General features: G+C 46.0%; 11 protein-coding genes. 3 read left to right on the plus strand and 8 right to left on the minus strand.

What is annotated here, in order from left to right:
* Positions 1-47 precede the first annotated feature (47 nt).
* A complete protein-coding gene (locus J7I42_RS29035) occupies positions 48-1,289 on the plus strand; it encodes an SMP-30/gluconolactonase/LRE family protein (RefSeq protein WP_209142857.1) in 1,242 nt (413 codons plus the stop codon).
* Positions 1,290-1,710: 421 nt separating this feature from the next.
* Entirely contained in the window at positions 1,711-6,693 is a 4,983-nt protein-coding gene (locus J7I42_RS29040; protein WP_209142859.1) for a DUF4979 domain-containing protein, read from the plus strand.
* A gap of 102 nt (positions 6,694-6,795) precedes the next feature.
* Here the strand turns inward: J7I42_RS29040 and J7I42_RS29045 are convergent, their stop codons facing one another.
* From J7I42_RS29045 to J7I42_RS29080, 8 genes are all read right to left on the minus strand, one after another.
* Positions 6,796-7,302 (minus strand): DUF302 domain-containing protein, encoded by a 507-nt coding sequence (locus J7I42_RS29045; RefSeq protein WP_209142861.1) that lies wholly within the window; start codon positions 7,300-7,302, stop codon positions 6,796-6,798.
* A gap of 2 nt (positions 7,303-7,304) precedes the next feature.
* Positions 7,305-8,321, minus strand: a complete 1,017-nt coding sequence (locus J7I42_RS29050) for a nitrilase-related carbon-nitrogen hydrolase (RefSeq protein ID WP_209142863.1) — start codon at positions 8,319-8,321, stop codon at positions 7,305-7,307.
* Between the two features lie 130 nt (positions 8,322-8,451).
* Positions 8,452-8,889, minus strand: coding sequence for an organic hydroperoxide resistance protein (locus J7I42_RS29055; RefSeq protein ID WP_209142865.1), 438 nt, complete (start codon positions 8,887-8,889; stop codon positions 8,452-8,454).
* A 69-nt stretch (positions 8,890-8,958) separates the two neighbouring features.
* On the minus strand, positions 8,959-9,447 hold the full coding sequence (locus J7I42_RS29060; RefSeq protein ID WP_209142867.1) for a DUF302 domain-containing protein: 489 nt from the start codon (positions 9,445-9,447) through the stop codon (positions 8,959-8,961).
* A 310-nt stretch (positions 9,448-9,757) separates the two neighbouring features.
* Entirely contained in the window at positions 9,758-10,324 is a 567-nt protein-coding gene (locus J7I42_RS29065) for a Crp/Fnr family transcriptional regulator (RefSeq protein ID WP_209142869.1), read from the minus strand.
* A 16-nt stretch (positions 10,325-10,340) separates the two neighbouring features.
* Positions 10,341-11,870: an MFS transporter gene (locus J7I42_RS29070; protein ID WP_209142871.1), complete on the minus strand. Its 1,530-nt coding sequence runs from the start codon at positions 11,868-11,870 to the stop codon at positions 10,341-10,343.
* Between the two features lie 11 nt (positions 11,871-11,881).
* Complete coding sequence (locus tag J7I42_RS29075) at positions 11,882-12,931, minus strand: HlyD family secretion protein (RefSeq protein ID WP_209142873.1); 1,050 nt, start codon at positions 12,929-12,931, stop codon at positions 11,882-11,884.
* An 18-nt stretch (positions 12,932-12,949) separates the two neighbouring features.
* Positions 12,950-14,266, minus strand: a complete 1,317-nt coding sequence (locus J7I42_RS29080) for a TolC family protein (RefSeq protein ID WP_209142875.1) — start codon at positions 14,264-14,266, stop codon at positions 12,950-12,952.
* A 192-nt stretch (positions 14,267-14,458) separates the two neighbouring features.
* Here J7I42_RS29080 and J7I42_RS29085 point away from each other — a divergent pair, with 192 nt between their 5' ends.
* Positions 14,459-16,711 carry a GH92 family glycosyl hydrolase gene (locus J7I42_RS29085; RefSeq protein WP_209142877.1) on the plus strand — a complete coding sequence of 751 codons (2,253 nt, stop codon included), beginning with the start codon at positions 14,459-14,461 and terminating at the stop codon, positions 16,709-16,711.
* Positions 16,712-17,496 lie beyond the last annotated feature (785 nt).

Raw genomic sequence — 17,496 nt, forward strand, 5'->3', positions numbered from 1 at the left:
CGTTCATCCCGGGAATGGTAAATTTATAGCAGACCAACAAGCCTGTCATGAAAATACCTGCCATTGTTTTGCTGATCGCGCTGCCATTGCCTGGCTTTGCCCAGTCTTTTCAAACAGATTATGAACAATTCAGATCTGTGAAAGCAAATGATTATGCTGGGTGTATAGAAAAGGGCAGTAAGCTGATAAAAACTGTACGCTATCCTTCCATTTTATACCGGCTGGCAGAATGTTATTGCCAGGCAGATAGCTTAGATAAAAGTTTTTCATTGTTGTCGGAACTGGCCATTAAAGGCCTGCCTTATGATGTGGCCAACAATAAGAATTTTGACAAGCTGTATGTAAGAAAGGGATTCAGAACGCTTGTGCCGCTCTTTACCACCATCGCAAAACCAGTACTCAGCAGTGAAAATGCATTTACCCTTGATGATCCGGGGATGATACCGGAAGGCATTGCTGCAACAGCTGATGGGAAAAGGTTCTTTGTGAGCAGCCTGGCCCAACACAAGATTGTGGAACACATGCCCGATAGCAGACAAAAAGATTTTATCCCTGCCGATTGTAACGGCATCTGGATGGTATTAGGCATGAAGGTAAGTCCGGATGGTAAAACCATTTGGGTATGCAGTGCTTCAGAGAAAGAACCCTACAATGGTTACTCCGGCATTTTTGGCTTTGACCTGGCTACGGGTAAGCTGGTCAATAAGTATATTCTGGACAACAAAGACAGGGACCATTTATTCAACGACCTGGTCATCACTTCCGATAACGTTCTTTACTTTACCGATAGCAAGGCTGGTAAAGTGTACACCCTGAATTTGAATGAAGGGCGTATAACCCCACTGGTAGCGCAGGATTTCATTTATCCCAATGGGATTGCCCTTGATGAAGGAACGAATACGCTGTATGTGGCCGACCGGACCGGTATTACCTGCATTTATCTGCCCACCCAGGTTTTGGTCTCCATGGAAAATGAAACGCGTGGTTATTTAAACTATATCGACGGACTGTATTATTACAAGAACTCCCTTATTGCTATTCAGAGTTCAGGAAATGACAAAGACCGCGTAGTCCGGTTTAACCTGTCCTCTTCAAAACAAAAAATAGAAAGCTGTAAAGTGCTGGAAGCATTTCACCCCGATTACCAGGAACCCACCACAGGTGTTATTGTAAACGACGATTTTTATTTCATCGCCATCAGCCACGTCAGCCATTTGCAACCCGATGGCACAATTACCCATCCTGAACAGCTTAAAAAGCCCCTGATCAAGAAGATCAGGTTGAATTAGCCTCCCCTAAAAATAAATTTAACTTAAAATTACCCCTTGCTGTACGCTCAGCGGACAGTATATGTGCTGTCATTGCAGAAGGTGGTGGAGCGGCAAACGGCAAACGGCAGACGGCAGACGGCAGACGGCAGACGGCAAACGGCAGACGGCAAACAGCAGACGGCAAACGGCAGACGGCAAACAGCAAGGCGCTCCGACACGTTGGAGCACAGGCAGGAGACCTGTCAGGGGGAGCCACTCCGAAAGAGTGACCCACCTGACAGGTCGGTTTTAGGTAAATAATGGCGCAAGAGGACGTTGCGTCAGGTATTCATTACAGAAGGTGGCGTCAGTAATCAAGCTGGCGTTGCCATTCTGTATTGCTGCGAAACCTTTATAAGTGGAATTTCTTAACCCCTTGAAATATCAAAAGTCCCTAAGCATGAAGATTTGTACCCTTATGAAAGTGCTTCTTTTGAAGCAAAAATGGCTGCGACCGGCGGCCCAGACTGTCAGAGCAGGCAGTTTGTTGATTTTGCTCTCGTTATTTATGCAACGGTCCTGGGCCCAAACCGGGTTGCTGAATGATGATTTCTCAACCGGTAACACCAACAACTGGAAAGCCGCTACCTCGGGCGCTACCGGCCAGATCGTAAACGGCCGTTTTGTGGTAACGATGGCCCCGCAAACCGGTGGAAAGTACCGGGGCGATTTTCAAAAAACAGGCGGCGTGACCTTTAATGCCGGCGCCTATCCAATTGTGGCTATCAAGTTCAACAAGCCACCCCGGTGTAACTATTTCTTCGACACCAACCTGGGGTCGTTCAATGGAACCAACAACAATGCCACTAAAGTAGCTTCTGCTACCGGCAACGTTTATTATTGGGACCTTTCTACCGGTACGCTGGGTACCACTTCCGTGGCGGGTACAACCACAACCCTTACTTCATTTACTTTTAAAGTTGCCGATGTGGTTTTAACCTCGGCCGAAGTAGCTGCGAATGATATTCAGTTTGAGGTTGACTGGGTTAAAACCTTCGCGTCTGTAGATGAACTGCGGGCGTACGTAGGCGTTAACAATCCACCCAGCTTTTCTTTCACTGGCACATTTGCGCACCCAGGCTTGTTACACAATGCAGCTGATCTGGCAAGAATGAAAAGCCAGGTAGCCAACAAGATCGGCCGTCCTTATGCAAGTTACCAATTGCTGGCGGCTTCAACGCGTGCATCTGCTACTTACCAGATGGCAGGACCCTATGCGCAGCTTACCCGTGATGCTACCGTTACGGTGAATGGCGTAAATGGCGGTTCTGTTAAAAATGGCGTGGAAGCCGATTTCCTGGCTGCTTACTACAATGCCCTGATGTATAACATCAACGGTAATGAAGCGCATGCCAAAAAAGCGGTTGAGATCATCGATGCGTATGCAGCTACCACTACCGGTATTATCGGTGCAGATGCTGCATTGAACGGTCTGTATGGTTGTATGCTGGCCAATGCTGCCGAGATCATGCGCGCTACTTATTCCGCATGGCCTGTGGATAAACAACAGCAAGCCGGCACCATGCTGAAAAATGTTTTCTATCCTGTGCTGCAAAACTTCTCGCCCTGTTCGCATGGTAACTGGGACATTATTTGTATGAAGGCGTTAATGGCCATTGCCGTTTACAACAACGATACAGATATGTTCAACCGGGTAGTAACTTATTTCTACCATGGTGAAGGCAATGGCAGCATCGATAATTATGTAGTGACGGCCGCCGGTCAGTTGCAGGAGAGCAACCGCGACCAGGGGCACGTACTGCTGGCAATTGGCTCATTGGCTGAGCTGGCTGAAATGGCCAATAAACAGGGGGTTGACTTGTACTCTGCCTCCGGTAATGCCATTATGCGCGGCTATGAGTATGCTTCGAAATATAATCTTGGTAACACCGTAGATTACCAGACATCATACGATTATTGCGAAAAAAACTATACTGATTATACGCCCGAAGCAATTTCTGCCACTGCCCGTGGTCAGTTCAGACCTGTCTTTGAGATCGCCTACAACCATTATGTTGTTCGCAAGGGACTGCAAATGCCCTGGACATTACAGGTGATGCAAGCCACTGGCCCCGAAGCTGCACCTGCCGGTGCAGACAATCCAGGCTATGGTTCTTTGTTCTTCTACCTGAACACAGCAGCCGATTATCCAAAAGACAGCACAACAGCTCCTGTTGATACTACTATTGGGTTGATCAATGATAACTTTACTTCAACAGCCGATGGCTGGGCTGCGGTTACAAGCGGTTCAGTAGCTACTGTTGCAGATGGCAAACTGAACGTTACCCTGGTTACCACAAGTGGTAAAGGCCGTGGTGATGTAAAGAAAACAGCCGGTGCTACGTTGTTCCCCACCAATTACCCCATCTTTGCCATCAAGTTCAAAAAACCAACGGTGGCTAATATCACCTTCGATACCAACCTGGGTTCTTTTGGCAATGGCGCCAATAAATGGACAGGTAAAGTAGGTGATGATGTTTATTATTATGACCTTACCAAAGGTGGTTTTGGCGCTACGCCAACCATGCTGTCAAAAGATGTAGCTACCAAGCTCACTACGTTCCAGTTTAAAATAGCGGATATCACTTCTGGTGAAACCGGCTATGCGATAGAGTGGATAAAAACAGTGAAAACGGTGGCTGATCTGGTGGAAGTTGTTCCGCCTTCTAAATCGCAAACCATCACGTTCGATACCCTGGCAACGGTTATCCTGGGCGATACCACTCCAGTTGTATTGAAGGCTACCGCCAGCTCAGGTCTGCCGGTTTCCTATACCATTTCGGATACAACCATCGCTACTATTGTAAACAATAAAGTGATCGTTAAGACCGATGGTACGGTGACCATCACGGCTTCACAAGCTGGTGACGCCACTTACCTGGCTGCCACTTCTGTAGCACGCACGCTTATCATAAAAGATACCATCAGTGGTCTGATCGATGATAACTTCATTGGCACCAACGATGGCTGGGCTGCTGCTACCAGTGGTTCTGTTGCCACCGTTCAGGATGGTAAACTGGTTGTAACCCTGGTTCCCCAATCAAACGCAAAAGGCCGTGGTGATGCGAAGAAAACTGCCGGTGCGAAATTGTTACCCAACAATTATCCCATCGTTGCCATTCGCTTCAAAAAACCACAGGTTGCCAATATTACCTTCGATACCAACCTGGGATCGTTTGGCAATGGCTCCAATAAATGGACTGGCACTGTAGGCGATGATATCTATTATTATGACCTTACGAAAGGTACTTTTGGCGCAACTGCTACCAAACTGCCAGCGGACAGAGGTACCAAACTCACTACTTTCCAATTTAAAGTAGCGGATATCTCTTCTGGCGAAACCAGCTACGCCATAGAGTGGGTGAAAACGGTGAAGTCTATTGAAGACCTGAAGAACACACTGCCACACGTTCAACAAAGCATCAGCTTTGATTCACTGGCTGCTGTTACCATCGGCGATTCTATTGTACTGAATGCTACCGCCAGCTCTGAGTTGCCGGTTAGCTATGAGGTTTCTGATTCTACTATCGCTTCTATCCTGAATGGCGTAGTAACAGCCAAACAAGCTGGTACAGTTATTATCACTGCTTCACAAGCGGGTGATTCTGCTTACCTGCCTGCAGCATCTGTTTCACGTACATTGACTGTAAATAAGCTGGCGCAAAGCATCAGCTTCGATTCACTGGCTGCTGTTACCCTGGGCGACACTACCCCCATTGTACTGAATGCAACCGCCAGCTCAGGTTTGGCAGTGAGCTTTGCTGTTTCTGATACTGCGATCGCCACTATTGTGAATGGTGTAGTAATACCCAAACATGCTGGTACCGTAGTTATCACTGCTTCTCAGGAAGGTAATTCCGTATACCTGGCTGCAGCATCAGTTGAGCGTATCCTGATCATAAATAAGATTGCGCAAAACATTAGCTTCGATGCACTCCCAGCTGTATTATTAGGTGATACTGCTGCTATTGTGCTTCATGCTACTGCCAGCTCAAACCTCCCAATTAGTTATACTGTTTCTGATGCTTCTATCGCTACCATCAACAATGGTGTGGTGAAAGTACTCCGCGATGGTACCGTGACCATTACTGCTTCTCAATCGGGTGATTCAGATTACCTGCCTGCAGCGTCTGTTGCACGCACGCTGACCATTGCTCCTTTGAACATAGCCGTACAATCACTGGATGGCGATAAAGGAAAGACTGAGAACAACAGCATTAATCCATACCTGCAACTGGTAAATCAGGGTAAAGCCAACGTAGCTTACAGTGAGTTGACTGCCCGTTACTGGTTCACTGCAGAGAATTTTGCTGGTATTAATACCTTTATCGATTATGCACAACTGGGCAACAGCAAAGTGAAAATGAAATATGTGCAACTCGAACAACCACGTGCCGGCGCTTATGGTTATGTCGAATACAGTTTCGATAAATCGGCTGGTAACCTGGTTGCCAACGGTAATTCCGGTGTTATTCAGTCACGCTTTGCCAATACCGATTGGACCAATTTCAACGAAGCAGATGACTATTCATATGCAAGCAATGACAAAGCATACGCAAACAACAGCCATATCACTTTGTACCGCAACGGACAACTGGTATGGGGTGTAGAACCTGCTGCTGTAACGCCTGAAGTGAAAGTGAAAGTTTATTCATCAACACAGAACGGCGGTAATAATACCATCAGCACTTATGTAACCATCAACAACGAAGGCAATATGCCTGTAGCTTATGGCGACCTGAGTGTTCGTTACTGGTTTACTGCCGATGGCAATGCTGCACTGAATGCATGGGTAGACTATGCTAAACTGGGCAGCAGTAATATTATCACCAGCTTCAACGGGGTAAGTCCTGTTGCAACAGGTGCTGATAAGTACTTTGAGATCAAGATCAAGCCAGAGCTGGGTAGCCTGTACCCTGCAGCCAATACCGGTAATATCCAATACCGCATTGCAAAATCTGACTGGTCGAACTTCTCGTTTGCGAATGACTATTCGTATACAGCGCCAGCTAAATTAGCGGTGAATGATCACATGACCGTTTATTACAAAGGACAACTGATCTTCGGTACCGAGCCAACTGCTGCGTCACAAACGCGTATGGCCGCCAATACCCCAACGGCAGTAATTGACAACCTCAATACCGCTGCTGATAAGATCGTTCTGTACCCTAATCCGGCAACAGATCATTTCAATATCCAGGTTGGTACAGTAGCACCTGACGCGGTAGTACGCATCTACAGCCTCAGAGGCGAACTGTTACTCACACAGCGGATCACTGCTGCTACCCAATCTATTTCATTGCAATCACTGACAACCGGTATTTACCAGGTAGAAGTGCGCAATGGAAAAACGGTAACAACAAAGCAGGTCATTAAGCACTAAAAAAAATAATCAGGTAAGACTAGCCTCTTCCCTGGCTATAAAATAATAAAAAAGCTGCCCCGGTCGTTGGGGTAGCTTTTTTATTTTAATAAGTTCTATATCTCAGACCGCTGCTTTTTCCAGGAGTTGGGTGATCTTGATATCGAGTTCTCTTGCAATGGCCAGTGCTGGTGCATCACCATAGGGCGACAGCAGGCTTTCCATCAGGTCGTACGATAAATACACGCCATCTTTACGTTGATGAACCAAAACGGTGACAGGCGCATAGGCGGCTGCATCTGGGACCGTTTTTGCCATGCTGCGCATGATCACTGGGTTGCCGATCAGGAACCGCATAAGCCCTGGCTTTTTATTCTTCTGCCACTTACTTAAGACCTCACCCGAATCAAAGCGATAGAATTCCATCAACCCAATAGGGCCGGTGGCTACTTCCACCATCGCTTCCAGGTCAGCGCCGTCTTTTGAGGCAATAATTGAATGATGAAATGATTTCATGTCAGGATGGCCAATGGCTTCCGTCAGCCGCTTCACTACTTCTTCAAACGGCCTTTGTGAAATGATGCTGATCCTGCTGACCTTTATTTCTGTTGATATCATGGTTGCTTCCATAGTTAAGCGTTAACAAGTGAAGGAAGATGGTCTTCTGCTGGTTGTGCAACTGGTGCCGGAGTGGTGAATACACTGCGGTCATGCACATGGGGGGCAGGAGTGCGGTCAATTAATAAACTCAACAATTCAGGCCGGCTGTAGTGACCGCTTGAATCCATCAGTTGTTTGCGTTTGTTGATCAGGGTGAAATCCAGATCAGCGATCACCTCGCCTTCGCCGCTTTTAAGCGGTTCTCCAATAATACTTCCACTGGGCGCAATGATGGCGGTAAATGAGCCACCGGAAATAGGACCAATAGGCGAGCCGGTGTCTTTCATGATCTGTGCCTGTTGATCGGCATCGAGCCAGGCGCTGGCGCATACTACAAAACTGGCACTTTCCAGGGCATGCATGCGTACGCTTACTTCTGTTTGTTGCGTGAACAGATCGCCAAAAATGGACCCAGGATACATGGCGGAATGGATCTGTTCTCCATCGGCCATCATGGCATAACGCGCCAGCGGATTGTAATGTTCCCAACAGGCCAATTGCCCAATACGGCCTACGGCGCTGTCAATAGCTTTTAATCCTGAACCATCACCTTGTCCCCAAACCATCTTCTCATGATAGGTGGGTGTGGTTTTGCGGCGGCGTTGTAGTAAGGTGCCATCCGAATCAAATAATAACTGGGTGTTGTAAATAGTTCCGCCATCCCGTTCATTTACGCCAATTGATACGACCATTTTCGCTTCTCTGGCGGCTTCGGCAATGGCGTCGGTGGTGGCGGAAGGGATGGTCACCGCCTGATCCAATAATTTCTGGTGTTCCCCACCAGCGATCTGCATATAGGGAGTTTGAACAAATGAAAAATAAGGATAGTACGGAATAACAGTTTCAGGGAAGGTGGCGAACTGTACACCTTGTTTGCCCAATTCACGGATCTTGTTCACTACTTTTTGTGTGGTGCCTTCCCGGCTATAGAGGACCGGGCTTATTTGAACGGCTGCGGCTTTAACAACATGATTTGTACTGCTTTTCATTACCTAAAAATTTGAATGATTATGTGTTGGTTTCTTTAATGAGAAAATAAAGGGTAGGCTATAAGGGAAGCGGAGTGGAACAAAGGTAAATGATCACCGGACTTTCCGGATAAGTCCGGCGATCATTAACTTAAATCAGGTTAAATGAAACCGGCACGTTGTTTTTGATAGCTTTTGAATAAGGACAAATATTGTGCGCAATTTCAATTATTTGCAGCGCTACTTCTTTGTCAAGACCGGGCAGGCTGACATTCATGCGGGCTGCTAATGAGAAGTTCCCATCGTCTACAATCAGGTCCATCTCTGCATCGATATACAGATTATCGGGCAGTCTTACTTTCAGTTTTTGGGCAGCTTTGGCCATAGCGCCTTCAAAACAGGCTGACCAGCCGGCGGCAAATAACTGTTCGGGATTTGTACCGGGTTTGCTGCTTCCGGGCATCGACAATTTAACATCGAGGTTTCCATCTGAACTACGGGATGCACCTTCACGACCGCCTGTTGTGCGGGTTTTAGCTGTGTAAAATACCTGAGCTGTTTGGCTTGCTTGGTTTGTTGTTGTTGACATTGTTTTAAAATTTAAGTGATTATAAAATAGATTATACCGATCGGTATATTATTGGTCAAAAAAAATTGATTAAGGTATCCCTGCCTTTTCGGCTTTCTGAATAAGAACTATAAGATTGTTTTCAAGTAAGCGGGAGTCGGCTAACAAAGCAGTATTATTGAACTGGGCGCATTGGGAGGTGGGCAGGTCATATTCAACGATCACTTGTTGTTGCTCGTTTTCATAAACAAGCAGGTGAATTGGTAAGTACAGTCCGGCCCCGGCCTGGTTACTTATCATTCTGCCAATTATGTCTGGATTTCCCAATTGGTATTGTTTTGTTTTTCTGAATTTCTCTTTTTGGGGCAGGTCTTCGGCTGACATGATATTATAGATCACCAGCTTATTCTCATCGCAGGTGCTATCTAAATAACAAACCATCGAGGCAGGCGTGGCGCCCAGGGAGAGTAGTGCTGTTGGCATTAAAATACCTAACGCTTTTTCTAACTGATAAGTAAAACTATCGAAGCTGCTTTTTATCTCGAGGACCACATGTTCTATTTCCACTGCTCTTTTCATATGCTCTGTTTGTTTGATATACCAAAGTTCGTATATCGGGGAAGTTATTTCGTTCACATATGTGAATAAAGAAAAAAGGAAGTACTCCTTGCCGGCTTCTGAACATTTGCAGTAAAGAGGCCTACTTGCATTAAAATGCCCAATGCGTTTACCAACTGATAAGTAAAGCTACCGAAGCTGCTTTTTATTTCGAGTGTCACATGTTCTATTTCCACTGCTCTTTTCATACTCTCTGTTCGTTTGATATACCAAAGTTCGTATCCCGGGGAAGTTATTTCGTTCACATATGTGAATAAAGAAAAGAAGGGATTTAATGCTGGCTTCTGATCCTGCTCAGGCTTTGCGGGGCAATACCCAGATAGGAGGCTATATAGTAGTTGGAGAACATCTGTAGTAAATGCGATTCTTCTTTTACTAATTTATCATACCTGTCCGCTGCGGCCATAGTGAGTAACGTAAACGCCCGATCGTACATGTTCATAAACGCGGCTTCATTTAGCTTCCGCATCCAACGTTCATAGGTAAATGATTTTTCGATCAGATAATTTACCTCGGTTTTGGTGAACAGTAAGGCATTTACTTCGCTCAATGTTTCAATGGCAACAGAAGATAATTTGTTGTTGAGGAAAGCGCGATAGTCAGTCGCAAACAGGTTTTTACTGATGCTTTCCGCCGTATTGAAATGGAAATTCCAGGTGATGGTCTTTCCGGAGAAATCGGTGTAATACGACCGGCCCAAACCTGAAATAATAAAATAGATCTTGTCGCAGGGCCTGCTTTCCAGCAACAGGAGGTGTTTTTCAGGCAGCGTGACTTCACTGGTATGATCGGCTATTAACTGCATGGTGTCGGCATCGAGTTCTACAAACTTTCGCATGTAATTAAAAAATGGTTCACATGTTTCTGTTGGTACCATGTAATGCAGCCAGGTTTATCCTTTTGTAAAGATTTATTACAATCAATATAAAAATAACCGATAAACCAAAAATAATGATAGTTCCCGAGATTTCCTTTAGGGCCGTTAAACTGGCCTGTTGTTGTATATTTTGATAGAACCCGGGTATATTGCCTTGTGCAAATACCTGGGGTTCATTGGCATCTATATGGCTGGCCAGTTTTGATAAGTGCCTGGTCCTTTCGGCATATAAAAAATAACCGTACAACCCCGAGAAAACGCCTGGGCCCAGGAAGGAACGTACCAACACAACCACGCCCACCACTTTAAGCACCTGGGGAAAAGGAAACCCGGCCGTTGCAAACACGGCAAGGGAAATATACAACAACGCCTGCCCAAACCCTTTGAAAAAGGAAGGGAACCAGAAATCGTTGATGTTCAGATCGGTCACAAAACGACCATACATAAGGATGTGATAAATGACCAGGGCTGAAAAGCCGATGATGGTAAGTAGCTGGCCACTTAAATTGAGCTTATACCAGCAATAAGCTACTATACTACCGGTGAGTATTCCCGGAATTAGGAATAAATTCAATTCTCCATTCCGGATGGATTCAAAGTGCAGTACGCTGCCCGAATAAGCTGATTGAAAGGTACCGGGCGTAAAAACACTAAATAGGATGATCAGTACCAGGCCCAACGTGAAATTGTTTTTTCTGAACAGCTCTATATTCAGCAATGGACGTTTTACCAACAACTCCCTTCTGATGAAGAGCAGGAAAGTGATGCCAGCGCCAAAACAGGCGGCTTTAATAGCTGTCGAGTTAAACCAGTCTTCCACTTTCCCATAGACCACTACATAGTTGATCAGCATCATGGTGGTAACTAAAAGCAACAAACCGGGAATGTCCAGTTGGTATAAAGGTATTTTTCTTTTTAGCGGATGATTTTCGACAAACACAACCGTGAGGAGGATACAAATGGCTGTCATGATAAAAAGTGCATAATAAGCAAACCGCCAGGAATACAGATTGTTGAGGTAAGCGGTAAACCAGGTCATAAAATACAATCCGGCCAATGCTATGAAATAAAAGAAAGGGTATAACCGGGCAGTGCTCATTTGTTTGGGGCTCCAGATCTTTAACAGGTTCAGGTAAACCTCCCCAAACCCTATTATTTTGGCAAACCCGATAAAAAAGGTAGCAGCAACTGTTACAACCGGGTTGTTAGTGAATGCACACACCAGGTTCAGTAACAGTAGTAAAACAAAGCTGGTCAACATCAGTGTTTTGTTGGTTAGCCTGGTAAATAGCCGGATATTAAATATTAAACTGGCGCCCATTCCGATGTACAAGGCGTTACTGGCCATTGTGTAAGGTTCTGCATACACGCCCAGATCGCTGTAGATATCAGTGGTTATTCCTGTGTATACACCATTGGTGGTAAGGATCACAAAAGCCATCAGGGTTAATAGGATAAAGCGGAGATATTTGGGTACCCATGCATAAAAAATTGATTTGAGTTCCATGTGGGTTGTTTTTAATTGACTTTGCGAACTTCTACATTCATACCGGCCCTGAAATGCTTCAGCAATTCGCCGTTGGTATCATTTTTTACAAACTCTATCCGTACTGGTATGCGTTGTTGCACTTTTATAAAGTTACCAGTGGAGTTGTCGGTGGGGATGGCGGAGAATCGCGAGCCGGTTGCTTCTGCAATAGCAGATACCACCCCCTCGAGTTCCTGTTTGTTAAAACCATCCACCCGCAATTTTACTTTTTGACCAATGGAAAGACTGGCTATTTGCGTTTCCTTATAATTGGCAACCACCCAGTTGCTGTCATTCCGTACGTAGGATAATAAGGTTTGTCCGGCCTGAAGCAGTTGACCCTCCTGGATGTTGCGGCGACCGGTAACGCCATCATAAGGCGCGGTAATAACTGTGTAGGATAAGTTCAGTTTTGCATAATCCAGTAAGGCATGCGTCCGTTTGATCTCGGCATTGTTCACCGATATTTTGTTGGAAGTCTCAACGGTAGAAAGATTGGTGGTAGCGCGTTGTTGCATCAGGGCTTTTGTTTGAGCCGCCAGGGCATCATATTCAGATTTTACCTGGTCAAACTGCTGCTGCGTGGCGGCTCCTTCGGTCAACAGGTTCTCGTACCGGTGATATTGTTTTTCCGCATTCCACAACCGGGCCTGGGCGGCGGCTATGTTGGCATCGGAAATGGAGAGGCCGCTTTGTACGGTATGAACGCTGGAGGCGGTTACAGTTTTAGTAGCAGTGGCTGCCAGGTAGGCCGCTTCTGCCTGTTCCAGTTGAATTTTATATTCCCGGTCATCTATCAGTACCAGCGTATCGCCTTTTTTTACATGCTGGTGTTCGGTAAAACGTACTTCTTTTATATAACCCGGGATCCGGGTATTCACCGGATTTATGTATTCTTCGATCTGTGCATCATTGGTGTACAGATCGCTGTTCAGGTTAAAATAAGTGGTGATCCCCCAGGTAATAAACACCAGGGCTAAGGCGATCAATAAGATATTCACCACTATTGTTTTTTTGTTTTTCCGTGGATGCTGTGTCATATAATTGAGTTGAAAATGTTAGAGTGTTCCGATCGATTTTTGCAATTGATAATGCGTATATACAATGTTTATCTGTGCATTGCTTACTTTCAATTCCGCTTCTATTTTTGTGTTGGCCGCATCGATGATATCGGTGAGCAAAGCCAGCTGATTAAAATATTTCTTTTCTACAATGCGATAATTCTCTTCCGCCGACTTCAGGTCATCGGTGTAGGTATCCAGTTCATCCTTTGCTTCTTTGTATTTTATAAAAGCGGCATTTACCGATAATTCTACATTTTGTCTTTGCAGCGTTTCTTTGGCAACGGTTTGTTCAACCTGTATTTTCCCCGCTTTTACTTTTCTGGGCGATTGATAAATGGAAGACAGGTTGTACTTAACACTTACTCCGGCCAGCCAGATATTATAATAGATATCCCTGGCCGGAAGGGCATTGGTATAAGGACGTTGAAAATTATTGCTGGTAAACAAACTGATCTCCGGGTACCGGTCGGCCTTTATTACCTTCAAATTGGTTTTCGCGATCTCAATTTCTTTTGAAGCGGTTTTCAGGTCTTTGTTATTGGCATAAGTGGTGGACATCAGTTGCGTAATGGTCACGTTTTTAAAAGGAAGGGTTAACAGGGTAGAGTCGGGGACCAGTTGCTCATTTAACCCAAGCCCCAGTACTACATTCAGTTGTTGCGTGAGGATATTGATATTGTCATCTGTTTTGCGAATGCCCAATTCAAGATCGGAGATAATGAGTTGGGTGCGCAGCACATCGTTATTGGTGACCGCTCCTTGTTTTTGCAGGTTAAGGATGTTCTTAAGCCGTTCCTGCGCCAGTTTGGTATTGTTCTCCAGCACCCGGCGTTGGTTGATCAGTCGATAGATATCCAGGTATTTAGCGGCTACCAGGAATTTTATGTCTTCCCCGTTTTTGTCCTGGTTCAACAGGGCAACCTGTTCTTCCAGCGTGGCCTTTTTTATATTGTTGGCTATTTCACCGCCTTTAAAAATGGTCTCCGAGGCCTGTAGCGAAAACTGGGTGAGGTTATGTGGAACAGGGGCGGTGGTGTGTTTGCCAAAAGACGGGTCCCAGATCTGGGAATTGCTTAAGTAGCCATAATTAAGGGAGGTGGTAATACCCGGCAGATGGCCCAGTTTGGCAATATCTATTTTTTGGTGGGCCAGTTCGGTGTTTTTCTCCGCAATTTTTAACTGTGTGCTGTTTTCGGCAGCCAGTTCAAAAGCGTGTTGCAGGGTTAAGACCCGGGACTGGGTGTCCTGACTAAAGGTGGCCGCACTGGCCAGCAAAAAGAAGAGGAGTGAAATGATAGGTGTTGCTTTCATGGTGATCATATTTGCGGATACAAAATAATTGCAGGAAAATGGCGGGGGCGTTCACATATGTGAATTAATGAGATCGAAGGTTTTGGGCGTGGTAGTCGCCTGTTAGATAAAATTCACAGACTTAATTACTTAAATGGGCTTTGTTAATGGTTTATTAAGACTTTATTATACGCACCCGGGTAGATTTGATGCATGAAACGTACAGTACTATTTCTTTTGTTACAGGTATATGCAGTGGTCCTATGGGCGCAAAGTACAAGCACGGCAGGCGTTACCATCCATGATAACAATACCCGGTTTGTTGATCCCCGCATCGGGAATGTAGGCGCCTTGTTGCAACCAACCCGGCCAACGGTCCAACAGCCCAATCAAATGGTCCGCATGCATCCGCTCCGGGCCGATTACCTCGATGATCAGATAGTCAGTTTTCCGTTGAATATTGTGTCGCATCGCTTAGGCGAGGTATTTGCTATAAAGCCAACGACCAAACAAGTGAGGTTGAGTAGCTGGAAAGAACCGCTATTGTACGACCACGACCTGGAGATCACCCGGCCCTGGTATTATAGTACCTGGCTGGTAAATGATGATATCACCGTGGAATTTACGCCCGGTAAAAAAACAGGTTGTTACCGTTTTACCTTTCCCGCCAATTCCGCCAAAAACGTCCTGTTCTCGCCATATAATAATGGGGAAGGCGAATTCAACTTTAACTCCGCACGCGAGATCACTGGTATGGAAATTTACCATGGTAATATAAAAGTGTATGTATACGGACAGTTCAATGTCGATGCTATAGCAGGTACGGTAAAGGGTAATACCTTACAAACAGCATCCAGTGTTACAGGAAAAGAAGTGAAAGCATGGGCCAGTTTCCCGGCCAGTTCACCGCCGGTGATTGAATTTAAATATGCCATTTCCTATCTCAGTGCCGAACAGGCGAAAAAGAATTTTAGTAATGAGCTGGCTGATGTTTCTTTTGAGCAAATGCAACAACAGGCAGCAAACGCCTGGAATAAAGTGATGGGCCAGATCCAGGTAACGGGTGGCACCGAAGCACAGAAACGTTCTTTTTATACTGCCCTGTATCGTTGTTATGAACGCCCGGTTGATATTACTGAAGACGGCCAATACTTCAGTGGTTTCGATAACAAAGTTCATACAGCCAAAAACAATCGTCCCTTTTATGTAGATGACTGGACCTGGGATACCTACCTCGCGCAACATCCCTTGCGCACCGTACTGAACCCGGCCATGGAAGAAGACATCCTGAATTCGTACGTGAACATGTATGAGCAAGGCGGCTGGATGCCCACCTTTCCCGTGTTGTTTGGCGACCATGCCTGTATGAATGGGTTTCATTCCTCCGTAATGTTCCTCGATGGGTATCGCAAAGGATTGCGAAACTTTGATGTGCAGCAAGCTTATGCGGGTATGAAGAAAAATGCCACCCAGGCTACCATGCTTCCCTGGCGCAATGGACCATCCACGTCATTGGATGATCACTACCGAACTAATGGCTATTTCCCCGCGTTGCAAAAAGGTGTAACCGAAACCAATAGTGCCGTACATCCTTTCGAAAAGCGACAGGCTGTGGCCGTTACCCTGGCCGGCAGTTACGACGACTGGGCACTGGGCGAATTGGCCAAAGAGCTGGGTAAGAACGATGACTATAAAGCCTTCAACGCCCATGCAGTGAATTATAAAAATTTATGGAACAGTAGTCGCGGCCTCTTCCTGCCTAAAGACGATAAAGGCCATTGGGTTGAAATAGACCCTAAGTTTGATGGCGGTATGGGTGGCCGTGATTACTACGATGAGAACAATGGCTGGACCTACCTCTGGCAGGTACAACACGATATAAGCGGATTGATATCACTGATGAATGGCAAAGATAGTTTTGAACAAAAGCTCGATCAGTTATTCCATGAAGGGCTGGATAGAAGCAAGTATGAGTTCTGGGCAAAATTCCCCGATGCCACCGCGCTGGTAGGACAATACTCCATGGGCAACGAGCCCAGTTTTCACATCCCGTATTTATACAATTACACCAACAGTCCCTGGAAAACGCAGAAGCGCATTCGCTTTTTGCTCGATGTATGGTTTAAGGACAACATCTTTGGTATTCCCGGCGATGAAGATGGCGGTGGGATGTCGGCCTTTGTGGTGTTCTCTTCCATGGGTTTTTATCCGGTAACCCCTGGTTTGCCGGTATACACCATTGGTAGTCCATTGTTTGAAAGGGTCACCATTGATCTGCCCGGTGGCAAACAGTTTCATGTAAACGCAAAAAATTGTTCCGTAGTGAACAAGTACATTCAAAGCGCCCGGTTCAATGGCCAGCCGCTTGCCAGACCCTGGTTCACGCATGAACAATTAATGGCCGGCGGAACGCTGGAGCTGGAAATGGGGCCGAAGCCGAATAGGGAATGGGGGGTAGAACGTTGAAAGTTCAAAGTTCAAAGTTGAAAGTTCAAAGTTGAATGGTTAATGTGTCAGGTGGTGGTTTTGGGGTTCTCAGTTGCTGTGTTTGTAAGTTCTTTGGTTATTAAGTTCTTGAGTTCTTAAGTTCTTGAGCTCTTGAGTTTTTGGAGCCGTCCAATTGTCGCGAGTCCAAAATTGCCGATTGCCGATTGCCGATTGCCGATTGCGGATTGCCGACTGCCGACTGCCGACTGCCGATTGCCAATTGCCTTGCGCACTTATAACCTAATAACCTACGAACCAAATAACTTAGAAGGCCCATATTGCTACCGCTCTGGTACCACAATTCCTTCATGTCATTCGGGGACCCAAAGTAAAGGGTCAATGGAGGATGAGTATAGGATCAGTGGAGGATGAATGAAGGATCAATGAAGGATGAGTGAAGGGAAAAAAAACATCCCTGATATTCGACCATTCGTCCCACCATTTTCCCCGGACGGTCCCACCAAAAATGGAATTCCCGAGAAGAAATGGCCATTCGTCCCACCGTTCTCCCCGAACCGTCACAGCGGTTTCCGAAGCCCGTCACAGGATGGCGTTGTCGTTTGAATGTTATAGGTACTTTTGTAAGAGGAAGAGCTTGTTAGTTTTTTAGTTATTGAGTTATTGAGTTTTTGGGTTCTTGCTAGCGTGCGGTTGTCGCGAGTCTAAAATTGCCGTCTGCCGTCTGCCGTTTGCCGTCTGCCGTCTGCCGTCTGCCGTCTGCCGTCTGCCGTCTGCCGTCTGCCGTCTGCCGTTTGCCGTCTGCC

The organism is Niastella soli, assembly GCF_017742245.1.
GTDB classification, from domain to species: domain Bacteria; phylum Bacteroidota; class Bacteroidia; order Chitinophagales; family Chitinophagaceae; genus Niastella; species Niastella soli.